Annotated in this window: 24 protein-coding genes; 4 read left to right on the top strand and 20 right to left on the bottom strand. The window is 45.2% G+C overall.

What is annotated here, in order from left to right; genetic code table 11:
* Positions 1–14: 14 nt before the first annotated feature.
* The 10 genes from pepB to trmJ form a co-directional block, all read right to left on the bottom strand.
* A complete protein-coding gene (gene pepB, locus AC6I7V_RS02805) occupies positions 15–1,310 on the bottom strand; it encodes an aminopeptidase PepB (RefSeq protein WP_255231379.1) in 1,296 nt (431 codons plus the stop codon).
* Between the two features lie 206 nt (positions 1,311–1,516).
* A complete protein-coding gene (gene iscX, locus AC6I7V_RS02800; RefSeq protein WP_032551310.1) occupies positions 1,517–1,717 on the bottom strand; it encodes a Fe-S cluster assembly protein IscX in 201 nt (66 codons plus the stop codon).
* Between the two features lie 94 nt (positions 1,718–1,811).
* Positions 1,812–2,150 carry an ISC system 2Fe-2S type ferredoxin gene (gene fdx, locus AC6I7V_RS02795; RefSeq protein ID WP_032551309.1) on the bottom strand — a complete coding sequence of 113 codons (339 nt, stop codon included), beginning with the start codon at positions 2,148–2,150 and terminating at the stop codon, positions 1,812–1,814.
* Positions 2,151–2,170: 20 nt separating this feature from the next.
* Positions 2,171–4,021: a Fe-S protein assembly chaperone HscA gene (hscA, locus tag AC6I7V_RS02790; RefSeq protein ID WP_498011285.1), complete on the bottom strand. Its 1,851-nt coding sequence runs from the start codon at positions 4,019–4,021 to the stop codon at positions 2,171–2,173.
* 22 nt (positions 4,022–4,043) lie between these two features.
* Positions 4,044–4,559: a co-chaperone HscB gene (hscB, locus tag AC6I7V_RS02785; protein ID WP_255231382.1), complete on the bottom strand. Its 516-nt coding sequence runs from the start codon at positions 4,557–4,559 to the stop codon at positions 4,044–4,046.
* A gap of 96 nt (positions 4,560–4,655) precedes the next feature.
* On the bottom strand, positions 4,656–4,979 hold the full coding sequence (gene iscA, locus AC6I7V_RS02780) for an iron-sulfur cluster assembly protein IscA (protein WP_032551305.1): 324 nt from the start codon (positions 4,977–4,979) through the stop codon (positions 4,656–4,658).
* A 98-nt stretch (positions 4,980–5,077) separates the two neighbouring features.
* Positions 5,078–5,455 carry a Fe-S cluster assembly scaffold IscU gene (iscU, locus tag AC6I7V_RS02775; RefSeq protein WP_032551304.1) on the bottom strand — a complete coding sequence of 126 codons (378 nt, stop codon included), beginning with the start codon at positions 5,453–5,455 and terminating at the stop codon, positions 5,078–5,080.
* A gap of 33 nt (positions 5,456–5,488) precedes the next feature.
* A complete protein-coding gene (locus tag AC6I7V_RS02770) occupies positions 5,489–6,703 on the bottom strand; it encodes an IscS subfamily cysteine desulfurase (protein WP_032551302.1) in 1,215 nt (404 codons plus the stop codon).
* Positions 6,704–6,731: 28 nt separating this feature from the next.
* Positions 6,732–7,253, bottom strand: a complete 522-nt coding sequence (gene iscR, locus AC6I7V_RS02765) for a Fe-S cluster assembly transcriptional regulator IscR (protein ID WP_255231383.1) — start codon at positions 7,251–7,253, stop codon at positions 6,732–6,734.
* Positions 7,254–7,370: 117 nt separating this feature from the next.
* On the bottom strand, positions 7,371–8,099 hold the full coding sequence (gene trmJ / locus AC6I7V_RS02760; protein ID WP_255231384.1) for a tRNA (cytosine(32)/uridine(32)-2'-O)-methyltransferase TrmJ: 729 nt from the start codon (positions 8,097–8,099) through the stop codon (positions 7,371–7,373).
* Positions 8,100–8,280: 181 nt separating this feature from the next.
* Here trmJ and suhB point away from each other — a divergent pair, with 181 nt between their 5' ends.
* Positions 8,281–9,084 (top strand): inositol-1-monophosphatase, encoded by an 804-nt coding sequence (gene suhB / locus AC6I7V_RS02755; RefSeq protein WP_032551298.1) that lies wholly within the window; start codon positions 8,281–8,283, stop codon positions 9,082–9,084.
* A 294-nt stretch (positions 9,085–9,378) separates the two neighbouring features.
* On the opposite strand, the gene secF is transcribed toward suhB, so the two are convergent.
* The 5 genes from secF to queA all read right to left on the bottom strand — a co-directional run bounded on the left by secF (position 9,379) and on the right by queA (position 15,024).
* On the bottom strand, positions 9,379–10,326 hold the full coding sequence (gene secF / locus AC6I7V_RS02750; RefSeq protein WP_032551294.1) for a protein translocase subunit SecF: 948 nt from the start codon (positions 10,324–10,326) through the stop codon (positions 9,379–9,381).
* Between the two features lie 14 nt (positions 10,327–10,340).
* Complete coding sequence (secD, locus tag AC6I7V_RS02745) at positions 10,341–12,197, bottom strand: protein translocase subunit SecD (RefSeq protein ID WP_255231385.1); 1,857 nt, start codon at positions 12,195–12,197, stop codon at positions 10,341–10,343.
* 20 nt (positions 12,198–12,217) lie between these two features.
* Positions 12,218–12,547 (bottom strand): preprotein translocase subunit YajC, encoded by a 330-nt coding sequence (gene yajC / locus AC6I7V_RS02740; RefSeq protein WP_032551291.1) that lies wholly within the window; start codon positions 12,545–12,547, stop codon positions 12,218–12,220.
* Between the two features lie 108 nt (positions 12,548–12,655).
* The gene (gene tgt / locus AC6I7V_RS02735; RefSeq protein WP_255231386.1) at positions 12,656–13,792 is read right to left on the bottom strand and encodes a tRNA guanosine(34) transglycosylase Tgt; all 1,137 of its coding nucleotides are present in this window, start codon (positions 13,790–13,792) and stop codon (positions 12,656–12,658) included.
* A gap of 179 nt (positions 13,793–13,971) precedes the next feature.
* Positions 13,972–15,024, bottom strand: a complete 1,053-nt coding sequence (gene queA / locus AC6I7V_RS02730; RefSeq protein ID WP_255231387.1) for a tRNA preQ1(34) S-adenosylmethionine ribosyltransferase-isomerase QueA — start codon at positions 15,022–15,024, stop codon at positions 13,972–13,974.
* Between the two features lie 278 nt (positions 15,025–15,302).
* On the opposite strand from queA, the gene AC6I7V_RS02725 reads away from it, so the two are divergent.
* The gene (locus AC6I7V_RS02725; RefSeq protein ID WP_255231388.1) at positions 15,303–15,746 is read left to right on the top strand and encodes a CBS domain-containing protein; all 444 of its coding nucleotides are present in this window, start codon (positions 15,303–15,305) and stop codon (positions 15,744–15,746) included.
* A 1,077-nt stretch (positions 15,747–16,823) separates the two neighbouring features.
* Here AC6I7V_RS02725 and AC6I7V_RS02720 read toward each other — a convergent pair.
* Entirely contained in the window at positions 16,824–17,729 is a 906-nt protein-coding gene (locus AC6I7V_RS02720; RefSeq protein WP_239842326.1) for a hydrogen peroxide-inducible genes activator, read from the bottom strand.
* A 221-nt stretch (positions 17,730–17,950) separates the two neighbouring features.
* Between AC6I7V_RS02720 and AC6I7V_RS02715 the strand changes: the two genes are divergently transcribed.
* Complete coding sequence (locus tag AC6I7V_RS02715) at positions 17,951–18,559, top strand: peroxiredoxin C (RefSeq protein ID WP_004740353.1); 609 nt, start codon at positions 17,951–17,953, stop codon at positions 18,557–18,559.
* A gap of 315 nt (positions 18,560–18,874) precedes the next feature.
* Complete coding sequence (locus tag AC6I7V_RS02710; protein ID WP_498011284.1) at positions 18,875–19,624, top strand: copper homeostasis protein CutC; 750 nt, start codon at positions 18,875–18,877, stop codon at positions 19,622–19,624.
* A gap of 139 nt (positions 19,625–19,763) precedes the next feature.
* Here the strand turns inward: AC6I7V_RS02710 and phoU are convergent, their stop codons facing one another.
* Genes phoU through AC6I7V_RS02690 form a run of 4 tightly spaced genes read right to left on the bottom strand, consistent with a single transcriptional unit; the run spans position 19,764 to position 25,263 of the window.
* Positions 19,764–20,462, bottom strand: coding sequence for a phosphate signaling complex protein PhoU (gene phoU, locus AC6I7V_RS02705; RefSeq protein WP_032551280.1), 699 nt, complete (start codon positions 20,460–20,462; stop codon positions 19,764–19,766).
* A 40-nt stretch (positions 20,463–20,502) separates the two neighbouring features.
* Entirely contained in the window at positions 20,503–21,321 is an 819-nt protein-coding gene (gene pstB, locus AC6I7V_RS02700) for a phosphate ABC transporter ATP-binding protein PstB (RefSeq protein ID WP_255231390.1), read from the bottom strand.
* A complete protein-coding gene (gene pstA / locus AC6I7V_RS02695) occupies positions 21,322–23,022 on the bottom strand; it encodes a phosphate ABC transporter permease PstA (protein WP_261882616.1) in 1,701 nt (566 codons plus the stop codon).
* 24 nt (positions 23,023–23,046) lie between these two features.
* A complete protein-coding gene (locus AC6I7V_RS02690; protein ID WP_498011283.1) occupies positions 23,047–25,263 on the bottom strand; it encodes an ABC transporter permease subunit in 2,217 nt (738 codons plus the stop codon).
* Between the last annotated feature and the right edge of the window lie 52 nt (positions 25,264–25,315).

Raw genomic sequence — 25,315 nt, 5'->3', positions numbered from 1 at the left:
CCTGATTTTTATAATTATTTTGCTTGCTCGATAAGCAGGCGTGCCAGAGTGCGAACACCCATGCCGGTTGCGCCTGCGGCCCATTTATCACTTGGTGATTTACGGTATGTACCCGCACAGTCCATGTGTAGCCAGCCTTTCTTGTAATCATCAACGAAGTAAGACAAGAATGCCGCTGCAGTGCTTGCACCTGGTGTGTAATCTCCCGAGCTGATATTTGAAAGATCAGCAAAGTTTGATGGCAGCATACCTCGGTGGAAATCAGCAAGAGGAAGTGGCCATAGACCTTCTTTCTCTTGATTTGCTGCTGTTAGCGCTTGGTGAGACAGCTCATCATCAAAACTCATTAGTGCGTGGTAATCGTTGCCTAGAGCATTCTTCGCAGCACCAGTTAGCGTCGCACAGTCGATGATAAGCTCTGGGTTTTGCTCACTTGCGTACATCAGACCATCAGCCAGAACCAAGCGACCTTCTGCGTCGGTGTTCATGATCTCTACGGTAGTCCCATTTTTGTAGGTGATGATATCACCAAGCTTAAGAGCACGACCCGAGATCATGTTCTCTGCACAACATAAAATCAGCTTGATACGCTTATTTAAGCCGCGCTCGATTGCTAGACCTAGACCGCCAGTAATGGTTGCCGCGCCGCCCATATCGGCTTTCATCGCAGTCATGAATTGGCCAGGTTTGATGCTGTAGCCGCCTGAATCGAAAGTAATACCTTTACCAACTAGACATGCAAACACCGGTGCGTTTTCGTCGCCTGTTGGGTTGAAGTCGAGCTGTAACATTGCTGATGTACGCTCAGAACCACGACCGACAGCGTAGATGCCTTCCCAACCTTCCGTAAGCAGGTCTTTGTCTTTAACGATTTTCGCTTTTACTGTGCCTTCTGGCGCAATAGATTTGATGTATTCAGCAGCCATTGTTGCCAGTTGACGTGGTGCAACCTCTTCCGCTGTTTTGTTGATGATGTCACGAGTCCAATCTGTCGCACGGATACGAGCTTCTAACTCAGATTGGTCGGCTTCTGGTAGCTCGCCCCACTCTAGCGTGGTTTGTTTTTTAGGACCACGATAACCTTGGTGGAAAGCCCAAACGCTTTCCAAATCCCAACCTTCGCCTTGCAGTGAAATGAAAGCAATACCTTGTCCGTCAAGTTTGCGACCTGCGCGCTGGATTGCGCCTAGATCGTGGCCTCCTGCTAGGTGGATTGTTGCACCTGCTTCTGAAAACGAAAGGATAGCCTTATCTCCCCACTGAGGCTGGGCTGGCTCTTGACTTAAAAATACTGACATCTGTGTAGACATGATTTCTCCTTGTCTTTGAACCACGTTACCTTAGTGATTCAGATTATTTTTTGTTTGCGAACTGATGTTAGCATTATGTAGGAGTAAAATGTCATTTTGATAAAAAAACGGACCATAAGGTCCGCTTTTTTTAGTAAGAATTGTTAACTTGGCTGTGTTTTCAGAGAGCTTACCTCTATCTCCAAGTCAAAAATGAGTGTAGGACGTTAGTCCATCTCATCCATCCAGCATAGAATGATGGCTTCAAGGATCTTCTCATTCGAGTGATTTGGTTCATCATCGAAGTCTTCAAGATCTAATATCCATTGGTGCAGATCAGTAAAACGTACCGTTTTTGGATCCGTATCAGGGTATAAGTCGCATAGTTCAATCGCGATATCTCGCGAGTCAATCCACTTTAAGCTCATATCATTTCCTTATTAGTTAAAGGCACTAATGCACCTCTAATACACTGTTATTCTGCGCCAGTTTTACTAAAATTTTCGCCATGTGGCTTGAGTTTTAGTGATCTTCAGAAGCTAGGTTTAGCGTGTATTTTGGAATCTCTACCACGAGATCTTCGTCTGCAACTTTCGCCTGACAACCTAAACGAGATTCCATCTCTAGACCCCATGCTTTATCTAGCATGTCATCTTCAAGATCGTCGCTCTCTTCTAATGAATCGAAACCTTCACGAATCACAACGTGACACGTTGTACATGCACACGACTTTTCACACGCGTGCTCAATACCGATGCCTGCTTTTAGTGCAACATCAAGTACTGTCTCGCCAGTTTCTGCTTCTAGCACTGCGCCTTCTGGACATAGATCTTCGTGAGGTAAAACAATAATCTTTGGCATGTTTATCTATTCTCTAACTATTAAATATTATCGACTGACTGACCTGACAGTGCAGCACGAATTGATTTATCCATACGACGAGAAGCAAAGTCTTGGCTCGCTTTGTCTGTATTCTTAATCTCTAATTCAATGGCATCAGCGTCATCACCGTTACGCTTTTCGATCAGTGACTCAATCGCTTGCAGCAACTGTTGTTTCTCTTGCTCGTTAAGCAGCTCGTCGCCATCGGCTTGCATTGCTGCAATTAGACCTTCAATCACGCGATCCGCTTCTACACGCTGCTCAGCTAGTGCACGAGCTTGCATGTCTTCTTTCGCATATGTCATTGAATCTTTGAGCATACTAGCCACTTCATCATCACTTAGACCGTATGATGGCTTAACTTGGATTTCCGCTTGGACACCCGTGCTCTTTTCCATTGCTGTCACAGATAATAGACCGTCTGCATCCACTTGGTAAGTTACGCGGATATGCGCTGCGCCTGCCGCCATCGGAGGAATACCTTTAAGAGCAAAACGAGCGAGTGAGCGACAGTCATCAACCATCTCACGCTCACCTTGAACAGTATGCACCGTCATTGCCGTTTGACCATCTTTGAAGGTAGTAAACTCTTGAGCACGAGCGACAGGAATAGTGGTGTTACGAGGAATAATCTTCTCGACCAAACCACCCATAGTTTCGATACCCAGAGACAGTGGGATAACGTCCAATAACAGCATCTCAGCATCTGGCTTATTGCCCACTAGGATATCAGCTTGGATTGAAGCACCAATTGCAACCACTTCATCAGGGTTGATGCTTGTCAGTGGTGTGCGACCAAAGAAGTCACCGACCATTTCACGAACAAGCAGGGTACGAGTTGAACCACCAACCATAACAACTTCAAGTACTTCATCGGCGTCTACATCAGCATCTTTCAGCGCTCGACGACAAGACATCAATGTTTTCTTAACCAGTGGCTTGATGATGTCGTTAAACTCATCACGAGTCAGTGTGCCTTTCCAACCAAGGACTTCGACGTCAACTTGCTCATCTGCTGACAAACGAATTTTTGCGTCCGTTGCTGCGTCTAGCAGAATACGGTTCTGTTCAGCCGTCAGCTCAGTCAAACCCGCTTGCTGTTGGAAGTGATTCGCGACTAAATGGTCGAAATCATCGCCGCCCAGTGCTGAATCACCACCGGTTGCCAATACTTCGAATACACCTTTTGACAGACGCAGGATAGAGATGTCGAACGTACCACCACCTAAGTCATATACAGCAATCACACCTTCTTGACCTGAATCTAGGCCATAGGCAATCGCAGCAGCAGTCGGCTCATTCAAAAGACGAAGAACATGAAGACCAGCCAGTTGCGCCGCATCTTTTGTACCAGCGCGCTGCGCATCGTCGAAGTATGCTGGAACAGTAATGACAGCACCTGCAAGCTCACCACCGAGCGTAGACTCTGCACGCTGACCTAGAGCACGCAAGATATCAGCCGATACTTGAATTGGGTTCTTGGTACCTTGTTTCGTGCGAATAACTGGTAAGCCGTTCTCGCTCTCTTCAAATTGATATGGCAGTGATGGGTAACGCTGCTTAATATCTGCCAATGAACGACCAATCAGTCGCTTCACTGAAATGATGGTATTCTGTGGATCAGTCTGTGCACAGCCACGAGCTTCTACGCCAACAGTGTGTGAATCAGCTTGATAATGAACCACAGAAGGCAAAATTGAGCGGCCTTGAGCGTCTACTAAGGTCGTCGCTTCACCACTGCGAACCGAGGCAACAAGAGAGTTGGTGGTACCTAGATCGATACCCACAGCCAGCTTATGCTCATGCGGTGCTGAGCTTTGTCCTGGTTCTGCAATTTGAAGTAATGCCATGAGGATTCCTTTTGTCTAGTCGCTAGTCGAGCAGGTGATCTTCGACTTGCTCTATTTCTTTCTTGAGTTTTGCGATGAATTTCAGCTTACGAACAGTGTCAGCGGCTTCTTCCCATGCTGCTTGTTCTAGCTGTTGCTCGATCTGCGCAAGGTGTTGTTTGTACATTTTGCCAACTTTAGTATCGAAGTCGTACAACTCGTCAGCACCATCTGGACTTGCTGCGATATGCTCTAACTCCTCACGCAGCTCCATCTGCTCCATAAGGAACATAGGATCTTGCATGGTTTGCTGTTCACCACGGATATCAACGCCGTTTTGCACTAGCAAGTGCTCTGCGCGACTAATTGGGTTCTTAAGTACCTGATAAGCGTCATTGATTTGAGAAGCTTTTTGCACCGCTAGCAAGCGCTCACGCTCTGAGGCAGTCGCAAAGTTGTCTGGATGAAATTGACGCTGCAGATCTCTAAACTGAGAAGCAAGAAGGCTACCATCCAGTTGAAACTGAAGTGGTAGCCCAAATAATTCGAAATGATTCATGTAAAGGTGGTCCTAATTTTAGGCCCTGATGCAGAGCCTAATTGTACGTTGCTTACAATCGATGCGCTTACAATAAATGCTTAGCCATTGAAGCACTTATACATTAAAGCTCTCACCACAACCACACTCGCCTTTCGCATTTGGGTTGTTGAATTCAAAACCTTCGTTTAGGCCTTCTTTTACGTAATCAAGCTCAGTACCATCTAGATAAACTAAGCTTTTAGGATCAATGATGACCTTAACACCTGAGTGCTCAAATACTTGGTCTTCCTCGTTAAGCTCATCAACGAACTCAAGTACATATGCCATACCTGAACAGCCAGTGGTTTTTACGCCCAAACGTAGCCCGATACCCTTACCTCGGTTATCTAGGAATGCTTGAACTCGGCTTGCCGCCGTCTCTGTCATGGTGATGGCCATACTACAACCTTGTTTTAATAATTTGAGAACTCAGTGGGAGTGCAAGACGCACTCCCTAATACTACTATTTTTTTGCAACGATTCGCTACGGGGTACGATTAACGTTTCTTTTTGTAATCCGCAACGGCTGCTTTAATTGCATCTTCAGCAAGAATTGAACAGTGAACTTTCACTGGTGGAAGCTCTAGCTCTTCTGCAATTTCAGAGTTTTTGATTGCTGCTGCTTCATCGATGCTCTTACCTTTTACCCACTCAGTAACTAGTGAGCTAGACGCGATTGCACTACCACAACCGTATGTCTTGAATTTCGCATCTTCGATAATACCTTCTGGTGTTACCTTGATTTGCAGTTTCATTACGTCACCACATGCCGGTGCGCCAACCATGCCGCTACCTACATTTGGGTCTTCTTTATCAAACGAACCTACGTTACGTGGGTTTTCGTAGTGATCAATTACTTTTTCGCTATATGCCATGATAGTTACCTCGTATCCTCTATATCCGTGAGATTAGTGATGTGCCCACTCAACAGTGTCCAGATCAATCCCTTCTTTATACATATCCCATAGAGGAGACATGTCGCGTAATTTATTTACTGCTACACGAATCTGTGCGATTGCGTAGTCAACTTCTTCTTCCGTTGTGAAACGGCCGAATGAGAAACGTACTGAGCTGTGTGCCAGTTCATCGTTCAGACCAAGAGCACGTAGAACGTAAGATGGCTCTAGGCTTGCAGATGTACATGCAGAACCTGATGATACTGCTAGGTCTTTTAAAGACATAAGCAGAGACTCACCTTCAACGAAAGCGAAGCTCACGTTTAGGTTGTGCGGAACACGCTGGTCTAAGTCACCGTTTACCGTCACTGCTTCAAGGTCTTGAACACCTTTCAGTAGACGCTCACGTAACGCTAGTGCGTGGTCGTAATCTTTTTGCATGTCTTGTTTAGCGATAGCACACGCTTCACCCATGCCAACAATTTGGTGTGTCGCTAGTGTACCAGAGCGGAAACCACGCTCATGACCACCACCGTGCATTTGAGCTTCAAGGCGAATACGAGGCTTACGACGAACGTAAAGTGCACCGATACCTTTAGGGCCGTACATTTTGTGAGCTGAAAGTGAGATTAGGTCAACTTTAGTCTCTTGTACGTCTAGTGGAATTTTACCCGCAGACTGAGCCGCATCAACGTGGAAAATGATCTTGCGTGAGCGACATAGTTCGCCGATTGCATTGATATCTTGGATAACGCCGATTTCGTTGTTTACGTGCATGATAGAAACAAGCACTGTGTCTTCACGCATTGCAGCTTGTAGCTTGTCTAGATCGATGATGCCGTTTGATTCTGGCTCTAGGTAAGTTACCTCGTAGCCTTCGCGCTCAAGTTGGCGGCATGGATCAAGAACCGCTTTATGTTCGGTCTTACACGTAATCACGTGCTTACCTTTCTTCTCGTAAAAGTGCGCTGCACCTTTAATCGCAAGGTTGTCAGATTCTGTTGCGCCAGACGTGAAAACAATTTCACGCGGATCTGCATTCAGGAGATCGGCAATTTGCTCACGAGCATTATCTACTGACTCTTCTGCTTGCCAGCCGTAACGGTGTGAACGAGATGCTGGGTTACCGAAGTTACCGTCCATCGTCATACACTGAACCATTTTTTCAGCAACACGAGAATCAACTGGGCAAGTAGCTGAATAGTCAAAGTAAATAGGCAGTTTCATTTTCTACTCCAATGTAAAAACTGACCGCTTAAGTGCGGGCATTAGCACCGTGAGGTGCTGCACTAATCGTTGTAGTGCTCGTATTTTTATGTGCAAAACCATTATTAACCGCAAGATCGATATCTTGACGATCAGAAATTTCTAAGACTTCGTTATCTTTCATTAGCTCACCGAGCGTAATGTCATTTAAGAAGCTGCTGATTCGGGAGCTTAAGTCACGCCATAAAGTGTGAGTTAAACAACGACTACCACCTTGGCAATCTGCTCGACCGTGACACTTAGTCGCATCCACTGATTCGTCCACTGCTGCAATCACAGTTCCGACAGCGATATCGCCCGCTTCAGCACCCAAACGGTAACCACCACCTGGGCCGCGAACACTAGCGACTAAGCCAGCTTTGCGTAACTTAGAAAATAGTTGTTCTAAGTAAGATAACGAAATACCTTGGCGTTCAGAGATGTCAGCCAGAGGTACAGGACTTTTTTGCGAATGCAGTGCTACATCTAGCATAGCTGTGACCGCATATCTTCCTTTAGATGTAAGTTTCATATCACACCGTATCCACATTGTTTATGTGGTTGGAATTTTCCCATACCCGACCAAATTGGTCAAGTATTTAGTTGACTATTTTAGTCAGGTATTCATCCTTACGGAATTTATGGGTACTTACTCACCCTTTCGAGACTTCTCAACCGAAGTCAAAATACCACGTAATGTATTAATTTCTTGGATTTCAGGACGTGCACGACTAAACAGGCGACGAAGTTTATTCATCACCTGACCTGGTTTGTCCTTAGAGATGAATTGGGTATCCGTAATCACTTTTTCAAGGTGCTCGTAGAACATTTCGAGCTCTTCGTGACGTGGGTACTCATCTTCAGCTTGTGGAGGGTACTGGCTCGCCTCTTGATTTAGGTGGGCAACACGAACTTCATAGCTCAATGTCTGAACCGCCATCGCTAGGTTTAATGAGCTGTACTCTGGGTTAGCCGGAATACAAACATGATAGTGACACTTTTGTAGCTCATCATTCGTTAACCCCGTACGCTCACGACCAAAGATAAGCGCCACCGGGTGTTTTTTCCCTTCGATAGCGAACTTCTCACCACACTCACGCGGTTCAAGCATCGGCCACTCTAATGTGCGAGAACGAGCACTAGAGCCTACAACCAAACCGCAATCTTTCACCGCTTCTTCTAACGTTGATACGATGATCGCATTCTCTGCAATGTCACCAGCACCTGCTGCCAAAGCCATTGTTTGCTCATCGACTTCACACTGAGGATCCACCAATACTAATTGGCTTAAACCCATAACTTTCATCGCACGAGCGGCAGAGCCGATATTACCCGAGTGAGAAGTACCAACGAGAACGACTTTTACATTGTCTAACATGCTATATGACACCACTTTAAAAATAATCGCGAGATATTAACACATCGCAAAGTAAAATGGTCAGACCCTAACAGGAATGTGATTTCAAGAGTTCAAAAAATAACCACTTCCCTTTTGCAAAAACTTTGGTATACTCGCCGCCGCTTTAAATCGTTCTTTAACATCTTGTGGGAATCTCCATATGCATCCAATGCTAAACATTGCTATTCGCGCTGCGCGTAAAGCAGGCAATCACATTGCTAAATCTCTAGAAACAACTGATAAGATCGAAACATCTTTGAAAGGCAACAACGATTACGTTGTAAATATTGCTAAAGAAGCTGAATACATGATTATTGAAACAATCAAAGCTTCTTACCCAGAGCACAGCATTGTTTCAGAAGAGAACGGTCTTACTGAAGGTAAAGACTCTGATGTTCAATGGATCGTTGACCCACTAGATGGCACCAACAACTTCGTTAAAGGCTTCCCACACTTCGCAGTATCTATCGCTGTTCGCATGAACGGCCGTACTGAAGTAGCGTGTGTTTACGACCCAATGCTAAACGAGCTATTCACAGCTCAACGTGGCGCTGGTGCTCAACTAAACAACGCTCGTATGCGTGTAACTCAGCTGAAAGACCTACAAGGTTCTATCCTAGCTGCAGGTTTCCCATTCAAAGCTAAGCAACACTCTGAATCTTTCATGAAGATCATCTCTGGTCTATTCGTAGATTGTTCTGACTTCCGTCGTACTGGTTCTCCAGCACTAGACCTATGTTACCTAGCAGCTGGCCGTGTTGACGGTTACCTAGAGTTAGATCTAAAACCGTGGGATATGGCTGCTGGTGATCTAATTGCTCGTGAAGCAGGCGCAATCCTAACTGATTTCGCTGGCGGTACTGACTACATGAAGTCTGGTAACGTTGTTGCTTCAAGCGCACGCGGTGTTAAAGCAATTCTTAAACACGTTCGTGAGAATGCAAACGAAGGCATGCTGAAGTAATTTAAGCCTTACGTTGATAGCCTCTATAAAATTAAGAGCTAAAAGATTCAAAGCCTCGCAATTGCGGGGTTTTTTAGTATCTGTGGTTCAGGGATGCGAGATGCGAGATGCGAGATGCGAGATGCGAGATGCGAGATGCGAGATGCGAGATGCGAGCAGAATAGCGCTTATGACATTAAGTGCAACTCACTTCGACCTTAATTTGTATTGAGTTTTCCTACAAAATTCAGGCATAAAAAAACCGCTAGCTGACTAGCGGTTTTTCTGGTTTAGCGAAACGTATTAAGCCAAGGCCTAAGGCATTTCGTCAAACTCTTCGCCTTCTTTTTCCACTTGAGGTGGCATTAGGTGCTCACGCGTGATACCCAACTTCATCGCGAGTGCCGAAGCAACATAGATAGAAGAGTAAGTACCTACTGTGATACCCAGTAGAAGTGCTGTAGCGAAGCCGTGAATCATCGCACCACCCTGAACGAATAGAGCGATAACTACGAACAAGGTTGTACCAGAAGTGATCAATGTACGGCTCAGTGTTTGAGTGATTGAGCTGTTCAGTACTTCAGGCGCTTCGCCTTTACGCATCTTACGGAAGTTTTCACGGATACGGTCGAATACAACTATGGTATCGTTGAGTGAGTAACCGACAACCGTTAGCAAGGCCGCGACGATGGTCAAATCCACTTCGATTTGCATCAAAGAGAAAACACCCAGCGTGATAATAACGTCGTGCGCCAATGCGAGTACCGCACCGGCAGCTAAACGCCATTCAAATCGTACCGATACGTAGATCAAGATACAGATAAGAGAAACAAGGATAGCCAAGCCACCCGCTTCTGTTAGCTCATCACCTACGTTTGGACCAACGAACTCGATACGGCGCATTTCAACTTGCTCACCTGTACCTTGTTCGATAGCTGATAGGATCTGATTGCCTAGCGTTTCGCCCGCTACACCTTCACGTGGACGTAGACGAACCATAACATCACGAGCAGAACCGAAGTTCTGAACGGTCGCGTCACCAAAGCCTTTTGCCTCTAGTGCCGAACGGATGTTTTCAAGGTTCGCTGGTTGCTCAAAACCAACTTCAATCAGGGTACCGCCAGTAAAGTCTAGACCCCAGTTCAACGACTTGGTTGATAGAGTAAAGATGGCTGTACCAATCATTAAGATAGAAAGAACAAAAGCTACCTTTGACCAACGCATAAAGTCGATCAATTTGTCTGCTTTTAGAATCTGAAACATATTAATTCCTAGCCTTAGATCGACAGTTTGTTTACACGCTTACCGCCATACATTAGGTTCACGATACAACGTGTACCTACGATAGCTGTAAACATAGAGGTCAGAATACCGATAGACAGCGTTACCGCGAAGCCTTTAATCGCACCTGTACCAACAGCAAATAGAATGATTGCCGTTAGTAGCGTAGTGATGTTGGCATCGGCAATGGTGCTGAATGCGTTCGCATAACCTTGGTGAATCGCTTGTTGTGGGCTACGACCTTCACGTAGTTCTTCTCGAATACGTTCGAAAATAAGTACGTTCGCATCGACCGCCATACCGACCGTCAGTACGATACCGGCGATACCCGGTAGCGTCATCGTCGCACCTGGGATCATCGACATCACACCGATAATCAACACCAAGTTCGCCATTAGCGCTACGTTAGCAATCAAGCCAAAGCGACGGTAGTAAACAAGCGTAAATAGCATTACTGCAGCCATACCCCAGATCATCGCCATGATACCCATATCAATGTTCTGCTGACCCATAGATGGACCGATGGTACGTTCTTCAACAATCGAGATAGGTGCAATCAGAGCACCAGCACGTAGAAGAAGTGCAAGGTTGTGTGCTTCAGCAGCAGAATCGATACCCGTAATACGGAAGTTACGGCCTAGCGCAGATTGAATCGTTGCTTGGTTAATCACTTCTTCGTGCTTACTTAGAATCACTTTGCCTTCAGGTGTCTTACGACCGCTGTCTTTGTACTCTGCAAATACGGTTGCCATTAGCTTACCGATATTTTGACGAGAGAATGCAGACATCTTGCTACCACCTTCGCTGTCTAGCGAGATGTTAACTTGAGGACGACCATATTCATCAACACTTGAGCTTGCATCTGTAATGCTCGAACCGCCTAGGATAACGCGCTTCTTAAGAACAACAGGGCGACCATCACGGTCTTGCTTAATTTCGCTACCTGCTGGTGCACGACCTGCCGCAGCTGCAGCCAGATCCGCAGAGCTATCAACTTCACGGAATTCAAGCGTTGCCGTCGCGCCAAGAATCTCTTTTGCACGAGCAGTGTCTTGAACACCTGGTAGCTCAACTACGATACGGCTTGCGCCTTGACGTTGAACTAGCGGCTCAGCAACACCTAATTCGTTAACACGGTTACGAAGGATGGTGATGTTCTGCTCTACAGCGTAGTTACGGATCTCTTGCAGACGCGTTTCAGTAAAGTTAGCAATCAGAGAGAAACGACCGTTCGACTCAGAATCAACGAAAGTCATATCTGGGTGCAGAGACTCTAGCAACGTTTTCGCCGCTGCAAGTTGCTCCTCGTTACGTAGCAGTACTTCAACCGCATCTTTACCAGATGGACGAATTGCACGGTAACGGATTTTCTCTTCACGAAGTTCGCTACGGAACGCTTCTTCTTGTTGGCCTACCAGTTTTTCCATCGCAGCGTCCATATCCACTTCCATCAAGAAGTGAACACCACCACGTAGGTCAAGGCCAAGCTTCATTGGTGCCGCACCAATTGATTCAAGCCAGTCTGGAGTTGAAGCCGCTAAGTTTAAGGCAACGATAACATCTTCATTTAAAGCTTCAGTGATCACATCACGCGCACTGATTTGAGTATCGGTATCGTTAAAGCGTACAAGAATAGAACCGTTTTCTAGAGCAACGGATTTAGTAGGAAGGCTCTCGGCTTCAAGAGCTTTGGTGACAGTATCCAGCGTAGACATATCTACAGAGGCGCCACGCGCCCCTGTAACTTGAACTGCCGGATCTTCACCGTATAGATTTGGAAGTGCGTACAACGCAGCGATGGCAATGGTAAACATCACCATCAAGTACTTCCATAACGGATAACGGTTTAGCACAGCGAGGATCCTCTAGCTGTTTATAGAGATTTCAGAGTACCTTTTGGTAGCACTGCTGTAACGAAGTCTTTCTTGATCACTACTTCGTTGTTTGGGTTCAGTTCGATTGCAACGTAGTCATTGTCTTCAGCGATTTTAGTGATCTTACCGATCAGACCACCGCTTGTTAGAACTTCGTCACCTTTACCCATCGAAGCCATTAGGTTTTTGTGCTCTTTAACACGCTTAGCTTGTGGACGGTAGATCATGAAGTAGAAGATCACCGCGAACATACCTAGCATGATTAGCATTTCAAAACCGCCGCCAGCTGGCGCACCTTCTGCTGCTGCATGTGCTTGAGAAATAAACATTAAAACATCCTCTATTTATATTTTCGTAATTGTTTGTCTTATTGGGTTGCATCCCTTTATTTTCAAGCCCCATCCCTATGAATAGAGACGGGGCTCGCAAAAGAAATACTAAGATTCTTTACCTAGTGGTGGAACTTCACGTCCCATTCTTGCGTAGAACTCTTCCACAAACTCTTCAAAACGGTCTTCATCAATCGCTTTACGGATATCAGACATAACACGTTGATAGAAGCGCAGGTTGTGAATCGTGTTCAGGCGCGCCCCTAGGATTTCGTTACAACGGTCTAGATGATGTAGGTAAGACTTGCTGTAGTTCTTACAAGTGTAACAGTCACACTCTGAATCTAGTGGCGTTGTATCCGTTTTATGCTTCGCATTACGGATCTTGATCACACCTTCAGTCACAAATAGGTGACCGTTACGTGCATTTCGCGTTGGCATTACACAGTCAAACATGTCAATACCACGACGAACACCTTCAACTAGGTCTTCAGGTTTACCTACACCCATTAGGTAGCGTGGTTTGTCTTCTGGCAGTTGAGGACATGTGTGCTCAAGAATGCGGTGCATGTCTTCTTTTGGTTCGCCTACTGCTAGACCACCAACCGCGTAACCGTCGAAGCCAATTTCAGTTAGACCTTTAACAGAGATATCACGTAGGTCTTCGTACACACCACCTTGAACGATACCGAATAGTGAGTTCGGGTTTTCAAGTTTGTCGAAGTGGTTACGTGAACGTTCAGCCCAACGTAGAGACATCTCCATAGAGTCTTTCGCTTCTTTGTGTGTCGCAGGGTAAGGCGTACACTCATCGAAGATCATCACGATGTCTGAACCTAGATCTTTTTGGATTTCCATCGACTTTTCTGCGTCCATGAAGATCTTGTCACCGTTTACAGGGTTACGGAAGTGAACACCTTCTTCAGTGATTTTACGCATCGCACCTAAGCTGAATACTTGGAAGCCGCCTGAATCAGTAAGGATAGGACCTTGCCAGTTCATGAAATCGTGCAAATCACCGTGCATTTTCATGATTTCTTGACCAGGACGTAGCCATAGGTGGAATGTGTTCCCCAGTAGGATCTCAGCGCCTGTGTCTTTTACTTCTTCAGGAGTCATACCTTTTACAGTACCGTAAGTACCTACAGGCATGAATGCTGGTGTTTCAACGGTACCGCGTTCAAACTGAAGTTGACCACGACGTGCACCAGCGTTTGTTTTCTTAAGTTCGTATTTTAATTTCACGAAGCCTCCAATATGCCAGAGAAACAATCTGACTGTTAATTCAGAGCTTAAGTTCGCCTTAAGACTCTATGAGGAGCGGTCGCGGATTCCTTGCGAGAAAGAAGCTGATGTTCAACCTCTCTCCTAGCCTACTGCTAGCACCCGTAAATTCTATGTATATCGCTTATTACTGGCTAAAATTAGCTTGTTTTCTTATTGATGAACATCGCGTCACCGTAGCTGAAGAAGCGGTACTCGCTCTTTACAGCATGATCATAAGCACCCATCACGTTATCATAACCAGCAAAAGCACTCACCAGCATGATCAGCGTTGATTCAGGCAGGTGGAAGTTAGTGATCAGACAATCCACCAGCTGGTACTCATAGCCAGGGAAGATAAAGATCTCGGTATCGCCAAAGAATGGTACTAATTCCGTACCGTTTTTCAGAGCGTCTTGTGCCGCACTCTCAAGAGAGCGAACTGACGTAGTACCAACAGCGATGATACGGCCACCGCGAGCTTTAGTTGCCGCGATCGCATCAACAACTTCTTGTGGTACTTCAACATATTCAGCATGCATGTGGTGGTCGTTGATGTTGTCCACTTTCACTGGTTGGAATGTACCCGCACCAACGTGAAGCGTCACATAAGCAAACTCAACACCTTTAGCTTTCATGTCAGCCATTAGCTTGTCATCAAAGTGAAGACCCGCCGTTGGCGCAGCTACCGCACCCGGTTTCTCATTATAGACGGTCTGGTAACGCTCTTTATCAGCATCTTCATCTGGACGATCGATGTAAGGTGGCAGCGGCATATGACCAACGCTGTTCAAGATATCTAGAACGCTCTCTTCAGAAGTAAAACGAATCTCAAACAGTGCATCATGACGTGCGACCATCTCTGCTTCATATTCATCGTTCTCACCCAAGAACAACTGTGTACCTGGCTTTGGTGATTTTGAACAACGAACGTGTGCAAGAATGCTTTTCTCATCCAACATGCGCTCGACAAGCACCTCTAGTTTACCGCCTGAAGCCTTGCGGCCAAAAACACGTGCAGGGATAACTCGAGTATTGTTGAAGACGACTAAGTCACCTGGTTCAACCAAGTCTAGAACATCTTTAAATGAGCCATCATTTAGGTTACCCGTATTGCCATCTAGCTTTAATAGGCGGCTTGCTGTGCGCTCCTCTTGTGGGTAGCGAGCAATGAGTTCATCGGGTAGGTCAAAGTGAAAATCTGAAACTTGCATTTTTCTAGTCTTGTTTAGTTGGATGAGGTCAATTTAGTAGACGACACAAAGCGGCGACTAAATTTTTCGCAGTGGGCTAGTATAGGCACACGTGACGCAATAGCAAGGTTTTGAGTACTGGATTATTGTAAATAGGCGTAAAAATTCGACGTCAAATCTGACATAACTTTAACGATATTTGTTGCATAAAAGTCACTCAATAATGAGTTAGCTCTCAGATATTTGGGGGAGATAAATCTATAGTGGAAGTAGTAAAACGGAATAATAAGGAGGTCTGTATGATCAAGGTTGAAGACATGATGACTCGCAACCCTCATACCCTATTGCGCTCACACTCACTCGCTGATGCTAAACACACCATGGAAGCTTTGGATATACGGCATATTCCAGTCGTAGATGCAGACAGAAAACTGCTTGGTGTCGTGACTCAACGTGATGTCCTTGCCGCTCAAGAATCCAGCCTACAAAATATCCCTCAAGCTCAATCTTATACTCTCGCCACACCACTCAATGACATCATGCACAAGAACGTCATGTCAGTTGAACCGAGGGCAGGGCTCAAAGAGTCAGCTATTTATATGCAGAAACACAAGGTAGGTTGTTTACCTGTTTTAGAGCACGGTGAGTTAGTTGGCATCATCACAGACAGTGACTTCGTGACCATTGCGATCAATCTACTGGAGCTGCAAGAAGAGAGTGAACCTGAAGAGATTGAGGTGTAGTAAACGCTCTTTAAAGCGGGCTTATTGTCCAAATCGAATTCAACAAGCTTGATTCCGTTCGTCTCGCTCGGTGAATTTTGATAGATGACAGACAAAAAAATGAGCGGCTGGATTGGGCCGCTCGAAGGTCAGGGTTTCATGCGTTCCTGTAAACAGTAAGGAATCTTGTTATAGCTCGATCTGGTTTCCACTCTTATATAGGTAGGCGGCCTTCCTACTTTTTGCTTATTTCTTTGCTTATCACAGCACTCCTTGATTTCGCATTTTGCACTCTTGTACATATAAAAAGGTTTGGGCTTCATTTCGGGAAAATAACTTAAGGGCTAGGTGAAAGGGTACCTAATCCCTCAAGCTTGCCTGTGGCGTAAGGTATGTCTGCTTTGGTTTTTATGTAGCAAACATACTTCCCTGTTTCGACACTATCTCTATCAATCTAAATACGAGCCATAACGCTAAAAACGTTTGTAACTCAAAAACGACATTTTGCATCGACAAGCTGATTAATATTATGGGGGATTGCTCGTCGATGTATGTCTGCTCCATGCTGCTTTCGCTTATTACCATCTCCAAATTTGAAATCGATTACAAGTAAGCTACAGCTAGACATAAGTCTTAATCTTCATGCAGTTAATCTAACCCAAACCAAGGTAGAGCAAAAGGTCTAAAGTTAATGGAAAGTTAAATTCAAAGCTTTATATCGTTGTGATCTGAGTGGCTTTTTCACAGCTTACTCTTCGAGGATTTACGTAATTTTATTACGTTAAAAAGTTGAGCAACGCCCAGTTTAAAACAACTGTTTAATTTGAAGTAACCGTGAGATTACCGTTAATCTTCAACCACGGTTGAGCCTATGCATCAAGGAAGTTAAACAAGGAGCAAAAAGAAATGTGTAAAATTCATCGTGTGAAATTTCACAATTGAATGAAAGCTATCTAACAAACCTTCCATTATTTGCCGTTGAACAAAAGCATTTCAACAGAACAAAATACTAAAAAGCACACTAAATGCAGTGTGCTTTTATTTGAGCTATTAGGAAATTTGACTTAATACTTATTGCTATCGTGAATACAAAAAAGATTAAAGTAATTCCGACACCACTTCTGCCAACTGATTGAATGTGCTTACTCGTGAAGAACTAGGACGCCACACTAAACCAATGTGACGGTGGGCTTGTTGCCCCGGCGCATCGACCACCACCAAGTTCTGGTTCTCAATCAAACCATGATCAATCGCCATCTGAGGAATGAATGTTGTGCCTAAACCATTGGCGACCATTTGCACTAACGTGTGAAGGCTGGTTGCAGAAAACGGATTGATCTTCTCTTTATCAGTCAATTGACAAGCCGACACTGCATGCTCGGTTAAACAGTGCTCTTTTTCTAAAAGGAACACCGACTCATCCGGAAGATCGGCATATTTGATTGGCGTGCGAATCGCGTCCGCTTGATTACGACTGATGATCATTCGAAACGGATCACTGCCGACAATTTGGCTTTCCATTCCATCAATATCGACAGGCAAAGCTAGTATCAAGACGTCTAGCTCACCTTGACGTAACGCAGCCAACAAATTCGTAGTGGTATCTTCACGCAACAACATGTTCAATTCTGGGAAGCGAACATTAACCTCTTGAACGAGATTACATAAAAGAAAAGGGGCAATCGTCGGAATACAGCCCACTTTAAGCTGCCCCTGCATATCACCGCCTTGGCATAGTCGCCCTAGCTCAACCAAGTCTTGCCCTTTGGCTAGCAGCTCACGCCCATGCTCTACCACCTGTTCACCTGCATGAGTAAACACCAGTGGGCTCTTCTTATCTTTCTTTTCATATAGAGGACACCCGATCAACTCTTCAAGATTTTGTATACCTTTACTTAGAGTCGATTGACTCACGAAACAACGCTCAGCGGCATCGCCAAAGTGACGTGTTTCATGGAGTGTCACCAGATAGTGAAGTTGCTTAAGACTTGGCCATTTATTCATGAAATTACTTTGTAATATGAGTAAGATAATTTGGAGTCTACGCTTCCTAAACGGTCGATAGACTTGGAAAGGACAAAGAGAAGGTTTATCGTTTTTTTCGATTAACTCAATCTATTTAATTCGCTTTTTTCTATAGTACCGATTGTACTATAGTTTGTCGCGTAGAAACGGAGCCCAATCAAAGAAGTATTGGGCCAACTAATTTTTTAGGAGATTCCAAAATGGTACTAGTAGGTCGTCAAGCCCCTGACTTTACTGCAGCAGCTGTTCTAGGTAACGGTGAAATCGTTGATAACTTCAACTTCGCAGAGTTCACAAAAGGTAAGAAAGCGGTTGTTTTCTTCTACCCACTAGACTTCACATTCGTTTGTCCTTCAGAGCTTATCGCTTTCGACAACCGTCTAGAAGATTTCCAAGCTAAAGGCGTTGAAGTAATCGGTGTTTCTATCGATTCTCAATTCTCTCACAACGCATGGCGTAACACTGCTATCGCTGACGGCGGTATCGGTCAAGTTAAATACCCACTAGTTGCTGACGTTAAGCACGAAATCTGTAAAGCATACGACGTAGAGCACCCAGAAGCTGGCGTTGCTTTCCGTGGTTCTTTCCTAATCGACGCTGACGGTCTTGTACGTCACCAAGTAGTTAACGACCTACCACTAGGCCGTAACATCGACGAAATGCTACGCATGGTAGACGCACTAAACTTCCACGAGAAGAACGGTGAAGTTTGTCCTGCACAATGGGAAGAAGGCAAATCAGGTATGGACGCATCTCCAAAAGGTGTTGCAGCATTCCTATCTGAGCACGCAGACGACCTAAGCAAGTAATTACATTCTTAAGCCCGCGCTCAACTCGGGTGAATGGTTGGAAGCTCTCTTAGTAGCCAAAGGCACAAGAAGCGTAAAGCAATAGCACAAAGTGCAACGCCAATCAGTTAAGAAGTAAAGTCTTATTAAAAGCCCGAAGTTCATGCTTCGGGCTTTTGTTATATTGGCCAGGCACTTTCTTATCGACTCACCTCAAGCCTCTAAATTGAGGCAGTGGTTACTGAAAAGATTTACCCCTATTTCACTCTGATTCCCTCTACCCTTCCATTACTTTCAATTGCTATCATCCCGTTATCCCCTCTTCGGAATGAAAAAATGAAACCTGAATTAGAAGTATGTATCGATAATCTCGAGTCGCTTCACCTTGCTATCGAAGGTGGCGCTGATCGTATAGAACTTTGCTCATCTCTTGCTTTAGGCGGTCTAACCCCAAGTTTTGGCTTTATGAAAAAAGCAGCACAGCTATCTTCAATTCCTGTTTACGCAATGATCCGCCCAAGGCAAGGCGACTTCATCTTCGATGCAGAAGACATTGAATGCATGCTAGAAGATATTGAAGCGGCTGCTATAGCTGGGCTAACAGGTGTTGTTCTGGGTGTGACTCAGTCTAATGGCTGTTTGGATATGATTGCTTTGGCGAGATTGACCCAAAAGGCGAAAAACTTAAATCTCGGTATGACGCTTCACCGAGCAATTGATGTCTCTCCAGACTATAAGCTTGCTCTAGAACAAGCCATTCAACTTGGCTTTGAACGAGTACTGACTTCAGGGCTTGCGCCAACGGCCGAGGACGGAATAGAGATTTTAGATGATATGGTTAAGCTGGCTAAAGGTCGTATCGATATTATGGCTGGGGCTGGTGTTAATGCTGAAAACGCTTCACTTCTTTTACAAGCACCAAAGGTCAATGCACTACACCTATCGGGGAAAACCACCCGTCATAGCTTAATGAAGAGAACATCAGAAGCAAAAATGGGAAATCAGGATATCGATGACTACCTTATTCCTATCACTAGCTCAGATAAAATTAGAGCCGTAAAAAACGCTATCCGAAATCACAGTTAATGGTTTATCAAGAACGAAGTCAAAGGAGCCGACATGAACGTCTTCGACCATAACGAAACTGATATTCCTTATGACACCACGATTAACGTTAACCTTGGTGCCATTATGACTCTCTAGATCAAGAATTTAGATTATCAAACTACTTCAGTGCGTCATCTAGGCTTTGGTTTCCTAGATGGCGTACATCCTTTCCTTTCACAAAGTAGATGATGTACTCGCAAATGTTTTGGCATCGGTCACCAACACGCTCAATAGCGCGAGCTGACCACATCACCTGTAGAATATTCGGAATATTCTTCGGGTCTTCCATCATGTAGGTCATCAGCTGGCGAATCACCGCTTCATACTCTGCATCAAGCTTATCATCAAGTTTATGCACTTCTGCGGCGGCATCAACATCCATACGTGCAAAGGCATCGAGAACCTGATGCAACATCGCAATCGCATGACGACACAATGGTTCTAATGAAACATGAAACTTCTGATTTTTAGTTGAAGGGATATCAATTGCACCCTGCGCAATCTTAGAGGCAACATCACCGATACGCTCGAGGTCGGTAATGGTTTTTATGATCGCCATGATTAGGCGGAGATCTTTCGCCGTGGGTTGTCGCTTAGCAATGATTCGAGTACAGGCTTCATCGATCGAGACTTCCATCGCATTGACTTTATGATCATCACGGATCACTTTCTTAGCTAACTCGATATCGTCTTTGTGCAGAGCCTGCATGGCAAAAGAAAGCTGCTGCTCCACAAGGCCGCCCATAGTTAGAACATGAGTACGTATAGACTCAAGTTCAACGTTAAATTGTCCAGATATATGACGACCGAAATGCATGTCAGCTCCTAAATAATGGCCTGCTATGGGAACAGCAAGCTTAACCGTATCTTCCTGTAATGTAGTCTTCTGTTTGATTTTTCAATGGCGAAGTAAAGATTGAATCTGTATCTGAGTACTCGATCAACTTACCCATATGAATAAACGCGGTGTGGTCACTGACACGCGCTGCTTGTTGCATGTTGTGAGTCACAATCACTACCGTATATTGCGTTTTAAGATCGTTAATCAGCTCTTCAATCGTCAGAGTGGAGATAGGATCCAATGCAGACGTTGGTTCATCCAATAACAGAACTTCAGGCTCAATAGCCACTGCACGCGCAATCACCAAGCGCTGCTGTTGACCGCCAGAGAGACCAAATGCATTTTCATGCAACCTGTCTTTCACTTCATCCCATAAGGCTGCTGCACGTAAAGAGCGTTCAACCGCATCATCAAGATCACGGCTATTGCTCATACCTTGAAGGCGTAAGCCGTAAACCACGTTTTCATAGATCGATTTAGGGAAAGGGTTTGGCCTCTGAAAAACCATACCCACACGTCGGCGTAAGGTGGCCACGTCCACTTGAGGATCATAAACATTGTGACCATAAAGCTTCACTTTGCCAGACACTCGACACCCTTCCACCAAATCATTCATTCGGTTAATGCAGCGTAACAAGGTCGATTTACCACACCCAGAAGGCCCGATAAACGCCGTCACCTGCCCTTTTGGAATCTTCATTGAGATATCGTCGAGCGCTTGGCTCTCTTTATAATGAAGATTTAAGCTCTCAATCGAGATGGCTGTCTGTTCGTCCGTTAGGTTGTGAACATCAAGCGGGGCGTAATAACCCAAGGTTTCATTAATTGAAAACATCTAATCTTGTCCTAAGATTCGGTACTTCTCACGCAAGTTATTGCGAATATTAATCGCAGTCAGGTTTAACCCCACAATCACAGTAACGAGAAGAAACGATGTAGCGTACACCAAAGGTCTAGCTGCTTCTATGTTGGACGTTTGAAAGCCAACATCATAAATATGGAAACCCAAGTGCATAAACTTACGATCCAAATGAACGTACGGAAACTGCCCATCAACAGGGAGGCTTGAAGCCAGCTTCACCACCCCAACCAGCATTAACGGCGCAACTTCGCCAGCCGCACGAGCAATCGCCAAGATCAAACCTGTAATAATTGCTGGGCTTGCCATCGGCAGTACAATTCGCCACAAGGTTTCGAACTGTGTCGCCCCTAACGCTAACGAACCATGACGAACCGCGCTAGGAATTCGCGTCAAACCTTCTTCTGTCGTCACAATAACGACTGGCAATGTTAAAACCGCCAAAGTCAATGAAGACCATAAAAGCCCGGGTGTACCAAAGGTCGGAGCCGGTAAACGCTCAGCATAAAACAGCGTATCAATCGACCCACCAATGGTATAAACGAAGAAGCCCAAGCCAAATACACCGTAAACAATCGAAGGAACACCAGCCAAGTTGATTACCGCGATACGAATCAAGCGCGTGAGTGCATTGGTCTTTGCATATTCATGGAGGTAAATCGCAGCAATAACACCAAGAGGCATCACCACGATCGACATCAAGATAACCAACAAGACTGTGCCGAATATCGCAGGGAAAACACCCCCTTCAGAGTTCGACTCCCTTGGGTTATCCGACAAAAACTTCCAGATCTGTTTGAACCAGTGAGTGACTTTCTCAGCATAGTTCATCTGATTCGGATACCAGTAATCTAAGATATGGCTTAATGGAATCTCAACCTGCTGTCCCGTCATGTCTTCGACAACTAGGCTCTCTACGTTGAGCTGAGTTCTAAGCTGCTCTAAACGCAGTTCAGCATCATCCAGTTGTTGATTGAGTGCGCGTCGAGTATCTTCATAACTTTTCAAATAACTCTCACTGATTTTCTCATTCAGCTCCAGTTTGCGCTTTTCAAGCCTCAACTTCTCTAACTGCCAACTGATCCCACGGATCTCTTGATTTACAATCCGCGACGTCTCTTCACGAAGTACATCCGCAAACGCCAGCCCTTCTTCTAAAGACTGGTCAATATCAGTCACACTTGAGCCAGCCGCACTTTCAAAGCGAATTGGCTTACCAAAGAAGTAACCACCACGACTACGCTCTATCACTGCCCACCCTTCCGGCTCTGTTGGCTGCTGTAGATTGATATCTAGAATCGATACGAAATCTGCCGGATACAACTCACGATTCGCCACTTTGACGCTTAGGCGTTTCACTAAGCCCGTAGTAAGTTGCTGCTCAGATAGGTGCTCATGAGACTGGGGGATCTGAGCAATCGGAATGTATTTGTTCTCATAAAGTTGACCGATAAGGCGATCTGGCGAACCATTCAGTTCGACTTGTGACTGTGCTGAATCGTCAAGTTGCCATTGGTAGAGTGGTGCAGGCCAAAAGTACGTAAGCCCCTTCCAGCCGATTAACAGCATCAAACCAAGCACGGAAAGCATACTGATACTAACCGCACCACCGGTCAGCCAGATCCAAGGAGAACCTGACTTAACCCAGTTCAATAGAGATTTAAATTTATTGGCCATGAATACTATGCTGCCCCTTGAACACTATAACGCACGATACTTGTCGCGCAGTCGTTGTCTTACCCACTCAGCCATGAAGTTTACGGCGAAAGTGAAGACAAACAGCAGCAGCGCCGCTAAGAACAATAAACGGAAGTGAGAGCCACCTACTTCAGATTCAGGCAACTCAACCGCAATGGTTGCAGATAAGGTTCTCATCCCCTCTAGAATATTCCAATCCAAAATAGGCGTGTTACCTGTCGCCATCAGAACAATCATGGTTTCACCAACGGCACGCCCTAGCCCCATCATTATTGCAGAGAAAATACCAGGACTCGCAGTCAGCAACACAACATAAATCAGTGTTTGCCATGCGGTAGCTCCCAAAGCCAGCGATCCGTCAGAGAGATGCTTAGGCACAGAGAAGATCGCATCTTCCGCGATAGTAAATATGGTAGGAATAACAGCAAAGCCCATAGCAAAACCCACCACCAGCGCGTTTCTTTGATCAAAGCCAATACCGTATCCAGCAAGGAAAGTACGAATATCCCCGCCAAACAAAAGCGCCTCGATCTGACTGCCAAGAACAAACACGCCAACAATGGTAATCAGGAGTACAGGTATCAGGATCAGTGCGTGCCAACCATTCGAGAATCGACAGGTAAAGCTGTGAGGTAACAAGTACCAGACCAATCCCATTAACAGCGCACTTAACGGCAGTGCCACCATCAAGGAGAAGACTGCGGTGAGGTGTGTCTCGACAATAGGTGCAAACCATAAACCGGCCAAGAAGCCAATAATAACCGTTGGTAAAGCTTCCATCAGCTCAATCGTTGGTTTCACCACTCGACGCATTCTTGGAGACATAAAATACGCGGTATAAATCGCGCCCAACACCGCTATCGGTGTCGCAAAAAGCATCGCGAACAGCGCCGCTTTTATGGTACCGAAAGTGATCGGGATTAAACTGAATTTCTCTTCAAAGTCGTCATTCGCTGATGTCGACTGCCACACGTAAGCCGGTTCTGGGTAGCTTTCATACCACACCTTCTGCCAAAGCGATGAGAGTGAAATTTGAGGGTATTCATTATCGACCGCTGCCACTCGAATTTCATCATCAATTAAGGCAACTAAATGCAATTCGTTGGCAGACATCGCGGCCAACTCCGGCGACTTATTAAAAGCACGTTCAAACAGTGACAGTTTTTCACTGGTCGTGTAATGGCTTTGCAATGTGCCGTTTTTGTAAAAGCTATAGAAACCCTTGCGATAGGTGTCAGGAAGAATGAACTGCACTTCTTCTGCTAATTGGAAGTCTCGAATATGAGTGAGGCTGCGCTGCTTATCTTTCAGCACATCAAACCATTGAGACACCTGACCATCGTTATGGGTCACAAGCAGAGAGTAAGCACCAGACAGAAGATCAATCGTCTTCACCGCATGCTTTTCATCGCTCAAACTCAAATCCACCAGCTCCCGGACAGAGAAATGGTGCTCGTCAAGCGTGAGCACTGTCAGTTCAGAGCTGGCTCTCATGTAAAGTGTTTTGCCATCAGGCGTCATCAAGATCTGATCTTGTTGACTAAACTGAGTAGAGAGCCATTGACTCGCCTGCAGGCGATAGTTTCCTTGAAGATCAGATTGAAACCATTTCACCAACAAACGTTGATCGGTCAATTGAGCCGCGATGGTCAGTTGTGAACCATGACGAGAGAAAGCAAACTGCTCAATCTCAGCTCCGTTACTTCCTGTTGCTGGCAAGAAGCGTTCAATCGTGTTTAGGCGTTGGACTTTAGGTTCAGCAACACTGTTTGGTTTATAGAGTGGCGCACTGAATTTAGGCGAGAAAAAAGTGATATCACCACTTTTCGTAGCAAAAGCGAACCAGTTTTCTGCAGGCGTATTTCGAGCGAAAGCGATCGGAGTCTTAGTGATCTGCTCAGAAAAATAAGAGTCTGAGTTTTGCGTTACTAAGTCCCAAAACTGAACTTTACCTGAGTTTTCAATAGTAAAAGCGTGTTGACCATATTCATCAACTGAGAGCGCAACAGCGTTATTTACAGTGACAGACTTACGATTGTTACTCACTTGAATACCGGCATCAGAAAAGATGGGCAAGATAACCATCGCAAGGTAGATAAAGATAAGCACTAAAGCAGCTAGAACACTTACCCCGCCGCACGTCACAGAAAAACGGACAAGACGGTCTTTCAACCATCGTTTCTTGTCTTTTTCTTTCAGTGAAAATTGGCTAGGGGTCATCTTTATATCTACCTTTTTTGAGCTAATATCATAATATTTCGATTAGATGACA

The sequence above is a fragment of the Vibrio sp. KUL70 genome, assembly GCF_059725515.1.
This window is presented reverse-complemented; position numbering and strand designations above follow the sequence as displayed.